Origin of the sequence: Thomasclavelia cocleata, from assembly GCF_900102365.1 — a bacterium.
GTDB classification, from domain to species: Bacteria; Bacillota_I; Bacilli_A; order Erysipelotrichales; family Coprobacillaceae; genus Thomasclavelia; species Thomasclavelia cocleata.
On sequence record NZ_FOIN01000007.1, the window covers coordinates 41,329 to 55,452 of the forward strand.

Genomic DNA, 14,124 nt, shown 5'->3' on the forward strand with positions numbered 1-14,124 from the left:
TAGGAAATGAAAAAGCAACACAGGCAGAAGTAGATGAAGCATGTGATGCATTAACAAGAGGATACTTGAACTTAAGATTAAAACCAAATAAAGATCTATTAGCGGATTTAATCAATAAAGCAAATGGGTTAAATGCAGCAAGTTATACAGCAAAGACATGGGCAGTAGTAGAAAATGAAGTAATAAAAGCACAGGCAGTATTAGAAGATCCAGAAGCAAGTGAGGCAGAAGTAAAAGCTGCTGAGAAAGCATTGACAAAAGCTCTTGAAGGATTAGAACTAGTAAAAGCTGGAGATACAACTGCAAGTATAAAAACTGGAGATAATGGTTTAGTGGGAATCTTTGCAGGATTAACAATGTTAAGTTTAGCTGGACTAAGTTTACTAAGAAGAAAAGAAGATTAATAAGAATTAGGGATTTCAAATTTTATTGTATTAATCAATAAAAGGGTCTCTAAATTTTGATGGGGTTAGTGGAAATTAAATTTCAAAATTTAATAGGGCATAGCAACTTCATAAACTGATTTAAAGTTGAAGAAAGGTATCTAAAATCTAACGAGGTTTGAGATACCTTTTTGAATGTAGAAGTAACTGTTTTGGATTTGAATTGACAATTTTATCAATTGCTTTCATAGATAGTGTGGCAAATTTTTTGTGATTTACATTTATAAAGATGTATAATCTGATTGTTATTTTTGATTGAATTATTTATATAGTTTTTGTTTATATGTTAAATATAATATAGAAAATATTTTATAATAGTATCAAGTTTGTCTCATATTTATATTGTTATAAAGATAATTATTTTGTTTATATATAAATAAATTACTGTTTTTTTGTGAAAATAATAGATTTATATAGTTTTTAGATATATTGGGTAAGATTGACAGAAATATATAACAATGATAATATTATGTCGTAGAGAGCTATAATTAAATAGATTAGATGGATTGTACCAGTTATTGGTACATTTTTGTTTATAGCAATAATATACTAGGAGGGAGATAGATGATGTTTACAAGAAAGAGAAAGATTATAATTATATGGGGTGTAGTAGTTATTCTAATTGGATTAAGTGTTTATCTATTAGTAAATTTAAAGAGAGAATTATTGGAAGTAAATGATGAGGTTATTATAGTAGAATATGGTCAAGTAATTCCTACAGATCCAAAATACTATTTAAATGTAAATAAATTGAGTATGAATGATAAAAATGATGTTTTAGAAAATACTAAACTTAAGTCTAATGTAAAAAATGAAATTGAGATTATTGATAATGGCGATGGAACAAAGAGTGAGAGGGATAAGGGCTATGCTGCAATTGGTACATATAGAATAATTTTAAAGTATAAAAATGAGACAAAAGAAGTAAAAGTAATTGTAAAAGATACTACTAAACCAGAATTAATTGTTCCTAAAAATATAGAGATTTTCTTAGGAACAGATTTAGATACTTTTGATTTTAAGAGATTTATGCAGGCAACTGATTTAGCAGTTCTTAATGATTATATTATTGATATAAGTACTATTGATATAAATAAGATTGGTGAATATAGAGTTAAAGTATCAATTGAGGATGTAAATAAAAATAAATCAGAAAAAGAATTTACAGTGATAATTATATCTCCACCTGATAGTGATGAAGAAGTTAGTGAAGAGATAGTTATAAATGATGATGGTTCTAAATCTGTAAAGACAATAGCTAAGAAGAAAGCAACTACAATCAACAGCTCAAATTCGAGTCAAAATTCTAATAGCAGTGGTCCATTAGATGGTGGAAACAATACTAGTGACAGTAGCAGTGGTTCTTCTAACAATAATTCTAGTAGTGGATCATCAAATGGGAATAACAACAATGGCTCACCAAATAGTGGAAGTAATTCAGGAAGTTCATCAGGAGAGACACTGCCTCCATCTTTTGAAAAAACTAAATATTATTGGGCTAAATGTAAAGAGTGCGGATATTATGTAGAATCAACAGTATCTATTCAAGAGGCAAAAAATAAAATTATAATGCATATTGAAGCAGATAGATATTCTAACTGTTCTGATTATGGTTATGGCATGTATGAAAAATAAATATTGGTTGAATAAAAAAGACAATGAGTCTTTTTTTATTATGGAAATTTATTTTAAGAAAGGTAATAAAATGTTTTTAAATAAATGGATATTTAAACCATAGGTAGACAATCGAATGATTGTCTTATTATTTTATGGATGATTAATGTGTTTGATTATAATACTAATTTAAAGAAGTAAAATGATGTTAGAAAATATTAAAGGAATAATTTTCAGTTTTAACGTCATTATTTTTTCATTTTTAAAGATAAGAAACAATTTAGATAATTTGTCCTAAGTAAGACTAAAACTGCTTAAATTTTGTATGGAGGAAAATAATGAAAACAATTTTTACAAAAATAGGAAAACTTTTACTTGTATCTTTAGTGATTTTTTCTATGTCTTTTTCACAGTTAAATTCTGTTAATGCTTGGGATGACAAGGTACCACATGAATTTACAAGAATTAAGAATATTAAGTATCCAGAATGGTGGGGACGGAAAATATCTGGGCTATCAAGTTGGAGTACTTATTCAACTATGTATAATGGTAAATGGGCATATTGTTTAGAATCGAGTAAAAATTCACCTCAAAATGGTCAATATCCTGCTGAAGTAATTGAAAATAATGAAGCAGTACGTAAATTATTATATTATGGTTTTGGAGGTCCAGCTGCATGGGGACAATTTGCGAATGGTTATAATTTAAAGGAGGCTATTTGTCCAGATGATGATTATTTAACAAATGATGATGTTAAATATCTTTTGACACATATATTTTTATCTGGAGCATATAGCAATGATTGGAACGGATTTAATGAAGAATTATTTAATAAGGCTTTTGGTGGAAGTTATGGTACAAATATAATGAATATGTATCGTGATATACTAAATTTACCTGAACCTGGTAATGGTGTTTCTTGGTCTGGAAATACAGTTGGAAAAACAGCTATATTTAATGCTGAATTTGATAAAGAAACTAAAACCCAAAAAACAAATACAGTTACTTTTAATGGAACTAATTTAGCAGTTATTAATATTCCATTACAAGATAATGTTACTATTCACATAACAAAAACAGGTTTTGTTCAAACAGGTGGAATAGCAACAGTTCATGGTGGAGAATCTTTTTATTTTACCACTCCATGTAAAAATTCACCATCCAATTATCAAAGTGGAAATGTGTGTGGAAGTGGTTGTGAGATGTTTACTGCTCTTGCAATTAAAACAGGTATTGAAGGTGATCAAACAGAGGGGACTTGGATGTGGGATCCAGATGGTACAGTATTATATTTAGATATCAATTGGATAGATCTTGGAAAAATTGAAATTAAGAAAACTAATACTAATACAGATTTAATAGATGATGCTGTATTCAATCTTAAATCTATTTCTTTTGACGGATATTCAGAAGATATTATTGTTACAAATGGTAAATTATTAGTTGAATATTTGCCTGTAGGAACTTATGAATTAAAGGAAATTCAAGCCCCTGAGGGTTATTTGTTAAATGAAACAATATATACATTAACTGTAAATAGAGATCAGACAACTACCCAAGTGGTGGTAAATGAAGAACCACGTGGTGAAATTAATTTAACAAAAGAAATTAATACAGATAAAACTGATGGTAAATTAGGTGATGCATATTTACAAGGAAATGAGTACACTTTAAAAGCTAAAGAAAAGATTACTAATAAAACTGGTACTGTTACTTACTTTGAAAGAGATGATGTTATTGATATACAGACAACCGATGAACAAGGTAAGTTAAAATTTGATGATCTTCATATTGGGAAATACTACATAGAAGAGAGTAAAAGTAATGAAACATTAGTTTTAAATTCTGATGATATTGATGTTTCTATTGACTATGAAGGTCAAATAGTTTCTAAAATACTTCGTTCTACAAACACTGATAATCGTGTTAATATGCAAAAAATACAGATTTTTAAAGCAGGTGAAAAAGATGCAGAATCTGGGATTGTTGTAGGACTTGCTAATGCTGAATTTACTTTTAAATTAAAAAGTGAAGTAGATAAAATTGGATGGGATAATTCTATTATTTATGATGTAATTACAACTGATCAAAATGGTCAAGCACATACTAAGTATTTACCATATGGTGAATATATAGTTCGTGAAACAAAGACCCCTCAAGATTATATTACAGCACCCGATTTTATAGTATCAGTAACAAAAGATTATAGTGAATATATAGATGTTGAGCAAATCAAAATTATTAATATTAATAATCGTCCTGCAACAGCACAATTAAAGCTTGTAAAAAAAGATTTAGATAGTAATAAAGTTGTTACATTGAATAGTGCTACATTTAAAGTGAAAGCAAGAGAAGATATAGTGTCTAATGGAAGAATTATTTATAAGGCTGGAGAAGTGATTAAACAAAAAATTGGTGGAAAGATTTATGATAGTTTTACTACTAGTGCTGATAATATAGTAGTACCATCAGGTTCATTTAATAATGATGGAGATATAGGAAGTGTAATGTTACCATTACAATTAGATGTGGGTAAATATTACATTGATGAAATAAAGACACCAACAGGTTATTTGTCATTAGATAAACCAATTGATTTTATAATTGAAAACATTCGTGATTACAATAAAGATAAAGATGGAGATCCAATTTTAGAAGTAGTTATTAAAAATGATAAACCAGAGGGTCAATTAAAAGTAGTTAAGTCAATAGAATCAAATATAGTTGATAAATCATTTATTAAGAATAACGATTTAAGCAAAATTAAATTTAGATTAACTGCTAAAGAAAATATATTAGATATGGCGGATGGAACTATTATTTATGGAAAAAATGCAATAGTTGGAGAATATAATCTATCTAAAGATGGGAAATTAACAGTATCTGATTTGCCAATGGGAATATATGAATTACAAGAGATATCAACATTAGAAGGTTTGGTTCATAATGGAATTAAATATGAGATTAAGTTTATACAAACTGATCTAACTACTAAAGTTTATACTGTAACACAAAATATTGTAAATAAACCAACTATGATAGAAATAAGTAAAACAGCAGTAACTGGAACAAAAGAGCTTGAAGGAGCTTTTATGCAGCTTTTAGATAGTAATCGAAATGTTGTATGCGAATGGATTTCGGGTAAAAAACCATATGTTGTAGAAGGATTAGAAATAGGTAAAACTTACATTCTTAAAGAAGACTTTGCTCCCCTTGGTTATGTACAGGCAAAGGAGATAAGTTTTGTAATTGAAAATACAAGTGAGAAACAAAAAGTTCACATGGTTGATAAAGTTGTAGGTGTTAAAAAGATAGATATTTATGGTAAGGTTGTAGATGGTGCACTTTTACAGGTTGTATCAACAAAGACAAAAAATATTGTTGATCAGTGGGTTGTAGATGAAGGTGAAAATCATAATGTTGAAGGGTTAATAGCTGGAGAAACATATATTTTAAAAGAACTACAAGCACCAGATGGTTATGTATTAGCAGATGATATTGAATTTATTGTTGAAGATGATAAGCAAGATCAAGAAATAGTGATGGTTGATGAATTTACAAAAGTTGAAATTTCTAAAATAGATATAATAAATTCAAAAGAGTTGCCAGGAGCTCGGTTACTACTTGAAGATATTTCAACTGGTGAAAATATTTTTATAGAACGTTGGGTATCAGGTAATCAACCACATATGTTTGAAGGTTTGATTGTTGGACATAAATATCGACTTAGTGAGGAAGCTGCTCCTAAAGGATATCAAATTGCTAAAGCAATAGAGTTTATAGTTGAAGATACTAACAAAGTTCAGCGAATTGAAATGAGAGATGAATTATTACCAATTCAACCTCAAACAAGTGATGGAAAAAATATTGATTCAATTATCAGTATGTTTTGGGTATCTGGAATTGTTATGTTAGGGATGGGTTATGTATTTTTAAGAAAAAAAGAATGTAAATAAAAATAAGACCATTATTATGGTCTGGGCATGAGCTTAAGGTTTTCTAAAAATCTATAAGTTCATGTCTTTTTTTGTTTACAATTTAAATTTTTATATAAATTTAAGTATGAAAATTGAAATAAAATATAAAAATATTTTTAAATAAGAAATTATCTAATTATGATTATAATAGAGATATTATTTTAAAGTCAGATTATAAGGATTAATAGTACTAGGGATAACTTGTAGATAATTATTTTTTAAATAGTTATTAATTAGATTGCAGAGTTCATTTATATCTGTAGTTTTACCAGTACATTGAAGATATAAACTTTGATTACCACAAGTGTCATTAAGCTTTAAAACATAGTCATAGTTATTTTGATTTAATAAATTATTGATATCTTGTACTTGAAAAATTGAAATAGTTTTCATGTTTTTGTCTCCTTTTGCTAAAATAATGTTATAATTTTAATATACAAATGTCAAGGAGGATAAATAATGACAATTTCAGATATTGATAAAGCAACTAGAGAAGCTCATCAATTAGTAGTTTATGAAGAAAGTGAACAAAGTGATATCAAAGTTGATGAAAATAAGTTTGATGCCTTATGGCAAAGTATCTATGATGTGTGTTCATTAGTAAGGTTTGGAATTTTAGATGAACTTTTAAGTGAAGAAGAGTATATCGAAGGGATAGAATGGTTAAAAAAATATCAGAATCTTACGACAGAATATAAAGAAAGAGAATTAGAATTTTGAAAGGATAGAAGATAATGAAAAATTATTTAATTGTAACTGATACGACTAGTGCTATGAATAGTATTCAAGCAAAAGAATATGGGGTTGAACTTGTTTCTTTAAGTGTGCTTATTGATAGGATAGAGTATAAAGACCAACTTGATATTACAACGGATCAATTATATCAAAAATTAAAAGAGGATTATGTTCCTACTACATCACAACCTAATACAGGTTATTTAGAGGAATTGGTGGAGAAATGGAAGTCAAAGAAGTATGATGCCATTATTGTAATTACATGTAGTAGTGATTTAAGTGGTACATGGAGTGGATTTAATTTAGTTAAAAATCAATTAGAAATGAATAATATGTATATATATGATAGTCGTCAAGTTGGAGCACCTGTTATGGATATGGCTATTACTGCTAAAAATATGGCAGATCGTGGATATGATGTAAATGATATTTTTACTATGCTGGAAATGAAGACAAAAAATAGTTTTTCATTTTTGGTTCCTAAAGATTTTAAACAATTAGTACGAGGTGGTCGTTTATCTCCAGTGGCAGCTAAAATGGCATCAATATTAAAAGTGAGAGCATTATTATATTTAAAAGAAGACGGAAGTTGTGTTGATAAGTATGCAATGAGTAGAACTGAAACAAAAATTAACAAGACAATAATTGATAAATTTAAAGAGGATGGTGTAAATAGAAAGGATTATACTTTATACATATCGCATGGGGATAATGAAAATTCAGCAATCAATGTAAAAAATATTTTTGAAGAAACATTTCCAGGAATTGATATAATTATAAATAAATTACCAGCAGTATTAACATGTCATGGTGGTCTTGGATGTATAGCTGTACATTATGTGCATAAGATGGAATAGGTGAGAAAATGAAAGTAGTTGATATGCATTGTGATACCATCTTAAGATTATATGATGAGGGTGGTAATTTATTAGAAAATGAATTTAATATTGATTTAAGAAAAATGGTAAAGGGGGATTATTTATTACAGAATTTTGCAATGTTTGTAAATCTTGGGGAAAAAGATGATCCATTGACAAAAGCTCAGCGATTGATAGATCTTTATTATCAGGAAATTGAAAAAAATAAAGATTTAATAAAGCCAATCTTTAGCTATCAAGATATTGAAGATAATCAAAGAGATGGTTTAATGTCAGCTATGTTGACACTTGAGGAGGGTGCTGTAGTAAATAATGATCTTGCTATTTTACGTAATTATTATCGTTTAGGAGTAAGAATGATTACTTTAACTTGGAATCATCCAAATGGTATTGGATATCCAAATCTTATAAGTACAAAAGAATATAAGGATCTCTATCATATAAATACCCAGGATGGTTTAACAGACTTTGGAATTGAATATGTTAGAGAGATGGAAAGACTAGGAATAATTATTGATGTTTCTCATTTGGGAGATGCTGGATTTTATGATGTTTTGAAGTATACAACAAAACCTTTTGTGGCTTCTCATAGTAATGCCCGTTCTGTGTGTGGAGTAGCTAGAAATATGTCTGATGATATGATTAAATTATTAGCAAAGCGAAATGGTGTTATGGGAATAAATTTTTGTGGAGATTTTTTAAAAGCATCAAAAACTGGTGGAGTACGTTCTTGTGTTGAGGATATGGTAAAACATATTTTATATATTAGGGATTTAGTAGGTATTGATTATGTTGGTTTAGGTAGTGATTTTGATGGTATTTCACAAGATCTTGAATTAAAAGATGCTTCAATGATGCCAATGTTAAAAGATGCATTATTTGAGGCAGGTTTAAAAGAAGAAGAAATTGAAAAAGTATTTTATAAAAATGTTTTGCGTCTTTATCAGACAATTTTATAAAGAAAAAATGACAAGTTGGGAAAAAACTTGTCATTTTAATTATTAGCTATCAGGGAAAGGATACTAATAATTTATATGATATCAGGGAAGGATATCTTTATTATTTTTTGTAGCCATAATATTTTGAAGGGAAAATCATATTTCTTTTTTGACTACATTGTTAGTATATAATTAAACAATGGTAATAATGTATAAAAATTGTCTTAAAATATGTGATAATGATTTTTGATAATATTAGCACTATTTTAAAATGTCGAAATTTAGTGTATAATACATCTAAGATGGAGGAATAAGAATGAAAAACTTATTTTATCGCTTGATTACTTTTTTGGATACTGCTAATGATGCAGATACAAATTATAATATTGCATGGTATATGGCTCATAATTTTTCTAAAGTTGCAAAAATGGGAATTAGTCAACTTGCTAAAGAGTGTTATGTTTCTCCAGCTACAATATCGAGATTTTGTCGTACTTTAGGTTATGAAAATTATGCTCATTTGAAACAGGCATGTTCTTCTTTTACTCTAGATAGTAGGGAATTTAATAACTTAATAAATATTCCTTTAAATATGATGAGGAATAAACCAAAAGAGTGTACTAAATATTATAGTAATCAGGTTTGTAAAGCAATTTCTAAGTTACCAAATCAACTAGATTGGAATGTGATTGATAAAGTTTTACAAACTATCCATGATAGTGATTCAGTAGTATTTTTTGGAGTACAATTTTCTCATTCTGTTGCTTTGAACTTTCAAACTGATTTGCTGATGTTAGAAAAGTTTACGATGGCTTATATGGAAACAGAACGCCAGATTGATTGTGCTAAATCTTTAGATCAAAATAGTGTGGCAATAATTGTCACAGTTAATGGGTATTTTGTCCATAGTAACCCGAAAATTTTACAGTATCTAAAAAAATCAAGATGTAAAGTTGTTTTAATGACAAGTAATCCTGAAATTGATATTGGTATTAATATTGATTATATGATTGTTTTAGGTGATGGTGAACAACCTAAAACAGGTAAACATACATTGCTTACAATGATAGAGTTAATATCACTTAGATATTATTCTTTATATTATCCAAATATTTAAAATAAAATTATTTAAAAAGTTTTTTATCTTTTTTTATGAAAGGAAAAATTATGCGAGAAATAAAATGTGAAGATATCATTCAAACAGTAAAAAAATTATGTATTGATGTTGCCTGTGATCTACCAGGTGATGTTTTTAGTGCGTTAGTAGACAAAAAAAATGAAGAACCTTATCCACTTGCTAAAAAGACAATTGATGTTTTAATTGATAATGCTAATTTAGCACATGAAAATATGATGCCAATCTGTCAAGATACTGGAATGGTTTTTGTTTATATTACTATAGGTCAGGAAGTACATATTAATGGTGATTTAAAAGCAGCTATAAATGAAGGTGTTCGTCAGGGATATCAGGAAGGATATTTAAGAAAATCAGTTGTTAGTGATCCATTGTTTGATCGAATTAATACAAAAGATAACACACCAGCAATTATTTATTTTGATATTGTTATGGGTGATGAATTTAAAATCATAGTAGCACCAAAGGGCTTTGGATCTGAAAATATGTCACAAATAAAGATGTTAAAACCAAGTGATGGATTACAAGGAGTCAAAGATTTTATTTTAAAAGTAGTCAATGATGCTGGACCGAATGCCTGTCCACCAATGGTGATTGGGGTAGGAATCGGTGGATCATTTGATAAAGTAACTATGCTTGCAAAAAAGGCTATGATGCGAGAAATTGGTAGTCATCATCAAGATGTTCGATATGCTGATTTAGAAGTAGAACTATTAGAAATGATAAATAATACTGGAATCGGACCAGCGGGGTATGGTGGGAAAACTACAGCTTTATCATTAAATATTGAAACTCATCCAACTCATATAGCGGGGATGCCAGTAGCTGTTAGTATTTGCTGCCATGTAGCACGTCATAAGGAGGCAAAATTATGATTAGATTAACTACGCCACTAACAATTGAAAAAATAAAAAAGTTACATGCTGGTGATGAGGTATTACTTAGTGGAACTATTTATACAGGACGTGATGCTGCTCATAAACGATTAATGGCATTAATTGAAAAAGGAGAAAAACTGCCTCTTCCACTTGAAGATCAAGTGATTTTTTATGTGGGTCCAACACCAAGTAAACCAGGAAAAGTTTTTGGTAGTGGAGGACCAACTACTTCTGGAAGAATGGATGCTTTTGCTCCAACATTAATTAAATTAGGTTTACGTTCAATGATTGGTAAAGGTTACCGTCTTCAAAGTGTTAAAGATGCAATTATTGAATATGGTGGTATCTATTTAGGTGCAATTGGTGGTGCTGGTGCAATGATGTCTAGTTGTATAAAGAAATGTGAGATTATTGCATTTGATGATTTAGGACCTGAAGCAATTAGAAGATTAGAAGTGGTAGATATGCCACTGGTAGTTATTATTGATAGCTATGGTAATGATCAATATATTTTAGGTAGAAATGATTATTTAAATATGTGTAAATAAGGAGTAATATTGTAATGTTTAAAAAAAGAAGAGACTATTCATATTATAGTTCGTATAATAGTGGACATAAGAGTCGTTTAAGAGTAGGTAGAGTTGTAATTGCAGCTATTGTAGCTGTAGCTTTAATTGTTGGTTTATTAGTATTTTTAAATTTAAGTCGGATTAAATTATTAGTGAAAGGATATTCTTTTTCCCAAACAAGTAAAATCTTATCTTTACCAAAAGATGAAGAAGAAGAAATTTTATCCCATCCAAAAATGGACCATATTGTTAATTGGATCAAAGAATCTCCTAAAGTTACTTTATACGATGAGTATGAAAGGTATTTTGGGATAAATAAAAAAATGAAATATGCTGATGTTGTTGAGTATGTTGATGATTTGTTTATCGGCCAGGTTCCTAAGTTAAAAAGTATGGGATATAATGAAAAATTAATTTGGAGTTTAATAGATGAAGGTGCATCACAGAATGATTTTCAATATTTAATTGATCATAAATATACTGCTAAGGATATAACACCTTATCGTAAAGTAAAGGGATATCAGCTTCAAAATATAGAATCTTATATTAATGCATATAATATATATAAGGATTATAATTATGCTGTTTGCATTACTAATTATCCATTTATCATATCAAGTAATGGTGAACCAAAAGAAAAATATACTATAACAAATCCTAGTAATTTATTAACATTAGTAAAAAAAGGTTTTTATTTATCGGAAGATTATGAACCAGATTTAGTTGATCCCGAAATACCTGTAGCACCCGATTGTCAAAATTCAAAGATGACCAAGGAAACATCAGATGCTCTAACAAAAATGTATAAAGCGGCTCAAAAAGAAGGTTTAGAGTTAGTAGTAAACAGTGCTTATCGCTCATATCAAACACAAGTTGATACAATGGCAGATTTTGTAAGACGTTATAATACTAAGTATGCAAATGAATATGTTGCTCAACCTGGGGCTAGTGAACATCAAACAGGACTAGGGATAGATCTAACATCACAAAGTGTTGTTGAGGGAAAGAAAATTACATTTGGTGATACTGATGAATATAAATGGGTTGTAAAAAACTGTGCTAAATTTGGTTTTATAATTCGTTTTGAAGATGGAACAGATGGTATTACTGGAATTGCACATGAACCATGGCATTTACGATATGTTGGTGAAGATGTAGCTAAGGAAATAGTGGAAAAGAAATGGACTTTTGAGGAATATTGTTTATATAATAATATTATGCCAAAAGTTAAAAAACAATAATCTAGAGAATTTACTCTAGATTATTTTAATGAGGTAAATAAATGAAGACATTAATTACTACTTTAAATTCAAAATACATACATAAATCATTATCTTTACGCCTTTTATATGTTTCTACTAAAGATTATCATGATGTAGATTTTGTAGAATATACAATAAAAGAAGATCTTGATAATATTGTTGCTGATATTATTGCAAGGAAAGTTCAAATTGTTGCATTTAGTGTTTATATTTGGAATGTTGAGTTAATTAAGGAATTATGTATTAAATTAAAAGATCAAAATAAGAATTTGATTATTATTTTAGGCGGTCCTGAAGTTAGTTATGAAATTGATTATTTTTTAGATAACTATGAGATAGATTATATAATTAGTGGGGAAGGAGAGATTGCTTTTAAACAATTATTGGATTGTTTAGAAAAGGAACAAGAGATATTTATTCAAGGTGTTAGTAATAAGAGTAGCCGAGATTATCATCAAACAGTTCCTGTTGATTTAAAATATCTTGAATCGCTTGACTCACCATATTTGTTAAAACGAGATCTAGTGGATATGTCAAAAAGGGTTTTATATTTTGAAACTAGTCGAGGATGTCCATATCAGTGTCAGTATTGTTTATCGTCTTTAGAAAAAGGATTACGTTTTTTTAGTCTTGATTATTTAAAACAACAACTAAAATTATTGATGGAAACAGATGTTAAAATAATTAAGTTGTTAGATCGTAGTTTTAATGCTAAAACCGACCATGCTCTAGCAATTCTGGAATTTATTTTTCAACATTATCGTCCAGGAATACAATTTCAATTTGAAATTAATGGAGATGTTTTGGATCAAAGAATAATTGATTATATTAATAAATATGCACCAGAGGGATTATTACGATTTGAAATTGGTATACAATCAACTTATGAACCTACAAATGAGATAGTTAAAAGGTATCAAGATTTTACAAGGTTAAGTGAAGTTATTAAACAATTGCAAACTAATCATAAAATAGATTTTCATTTAGATTTAATTGCAGGATTGCCTTTAGAAAATCTAAATAGGTTTGCCAAATCATTTGATGATGTTTTTAGCTTTTATCCTAAAGAATTACAACTTGGTTTTTTAAAACTTCTTCGTGGAACAAGTTTAAGAAAAGATGCTAATAAGTATGGATATATATATGATATTAATCCTCCTTATGAATTAATTGCTAGTAATGATTTATCAAAAGAAGATATAAATAAAATTCATATCGTTGAAGATATGTTGGAAAAGTATTGGAATAGTGGAAAAATGCCAATTACAATGAATAAAATTATGAAACAGGTTGATTCGCCTTTTTATTTCTTCTTGGATTTAGGAAATTATTATAAAAAACACAATTATAAACATATAAATTATCAAAATGATGAATTATTTAGTTATTTGAATAGTTATTTAAATGATAAATATTTAAGTGATTTGATTGAAGATTATTTGCTTCTAGCAAAAGTTAAACCAAAAAGATGGTGGAAAGCTACTTTAAATAAAGAGGATAGTAGAAAGATAATGCATAAGTTGATTAAAGAGTATGATTTAAATCAAGAAGACATATTTAGATATAGTCTTATTGAGGAATTAGATGATTATTATTTAGTAGCAACATATAAAAATTATCAAGTGATTATTAATAAATACCCTAAGATATAGTGTTATCTTGGGGTTAAATATTATTAGGTAATAGAGTATTTTA

12 protein-coding genes are annotated in these 14,124 nt (G+C 28.2%); 11 read left to right on the top strand and 1 reads right to left on the bottom strand.

Annotation, left to right across the window (positions count from 1 at the left end; all coding sequences use genetic code 11):
• The 3 genes from BMW96_RS04640 to BMW96_RS04650 form a co-directional block, all read left to right on the top strand.
• Nucleotides 1-404, top strand: a 404-nt coding sequence (locus BMW96_RS04640) for an LPXTG cell wall anchor domain-containing protein (protein WP_177165816.1), incomplete at its 5' end; no start/stop codon positions are given.
• A 603-nt stretch (nt 405-1,007) separates the two neighbouring features.
• Nucleotides 1,008-2,078, top strand: a complete 1,071-nt coding sequence (locus BMW96_RS04645; RefSeq protein ID WP_092352993.1) for a hypothetical protein — start codon at nt 1,008-1,010, stop codon at nt 2,076-2,078.
• Nucleotides 2,079-2,395: 317 nt separating this feature from the next.
• Nucleotides 2,396-6,013, top strand: a complete 3,618-nt coding sequence (locus tag BMW96_RS04650) for a prealbumin-like fold domain-containing protein (RefSeq protein WP_092352995.1) — start codon at nt 2,396-2,398, stop codon at nt 6,011-6,013.
• Nucleotides 6,014-6,190: 177 nt separating this feature from the next.
• On the opposite strand, the gene BMW96_RS04655 is transcribed toward BMW96_RS04650, so the two are convergent.
• Nucleotides 6,191-6,427, bottom strand: a complete 237-nt coding sequence (locus BMW96_RS04655) for an RDAC family protein (protein ID WP_092352997.1) — start codon at nt 6,425-6,427, stop codon at nt 6,191-6,193.
• Nucleotides 6,428-6,493: 66 nt separating this feature from the next.
• Here BMW96_RS04655 and BMW96_RS04660 point away from each other — a divergent pair, with 66 nt between their 5' ends.
• From BMW96_RS04660 to BMW96_RS04695, 8 genes are all read left to right on the top strand, one after another.
• Nucleotides 6,494-6,754, top strand: coding sequence for a hypothetical protein (locus BMW96_RS04660; RefSeq protein WP_092353000.1), 261 nt, complete (start codon nt 6,494-6,496; stop codon nt 6,752-6,754).
• 14 nt (nt 6,755-6,768) lie between these two features.
• Entirely contained in the window at nt 6,769-7,626 is an 858-nt protein-coding gene (locus BMW96_RS04665; RefSeq protein WP_092353002.1) for a DegV family protein, read from the top strand.
• Between the two features lie 8 nt (nt 7,627-7,634).
• Nucleotides 7,635-8,606 carry a dipeptidase gene (locus BMW96_RS04670; RefSeq protein WP_092353004.1) on the top strand — a complete coding sequence of 324 codons (972 nt, stop codon included), beginning with the start codon at nt 7,635-7,637 and terminating at the stop codon, nt 8,604-8,606.
• Nucleotides 8,607-8,901: 295 nt separating this feature from the next.
• Nucleotides 8,902-9,702, top strand: coding sequence for a MurR/RpiR family transcriptional regulator (locus tag BMW96_RS04675; protein WP_092353006.1), 801 nt, complete (start codon nt 8,902-8,904; stop codon nt 9,700-9,702).
• A 50-nt stretch (nt 9,703-9,752) separates the two neighbouring features.
• Nucleotides 9,753-10,595, top strand: a complete 843-nt coding sequence (locus BMW96_RS04680) for a fumarate hydratase (protein WP_092353008.1) — start codon at nt 9,753-9,755, stop codon at nt 10,593-10,595.
• Nucleotides 10,592-11,146: a Fe-S-containing hydro-lyase gene (locus BMW96_RS04685; protein WP_092353010.1), complete on the top strand. Its 555-nt coding sequence runs from the start codon at nt 10,592-10,594 to the stop codon at nt 11,144-11,146. The genes BMW96_RS04680 and BMW96_RS04685 overlap by 4 nt, the downstream gene beginning before the upstream one ends.
• Before the next feature lie 14 nt (nt 11,147-11,160).
• Complete coding sequence (locus BMW96_RS04690) at nt 11,161-12,408, top strand: M15 family metallopeptidase (RefSeq protein ID WP_092353012.1); 1,248 nt, start codon at nt 11,161-11,163, stop codon at nt 12,406-12,408.
• Nucleotides 12,409-12,449: 41 nt separating this feature from the next.
• Nucleotides 12,450-14,081, top strand: a complete 1,632-nt coding sequence (locus tag BMW96_RS04695; RefSeq protein ID WP_092353014.1) for a B12-binding domain-containing radical SAM protein — start codon at nt 12,450-12,452, stop codon at nt 14,079-14,081.
• Nucleotides 14,082-14,124: the final 43 nt, after the last annotated feature.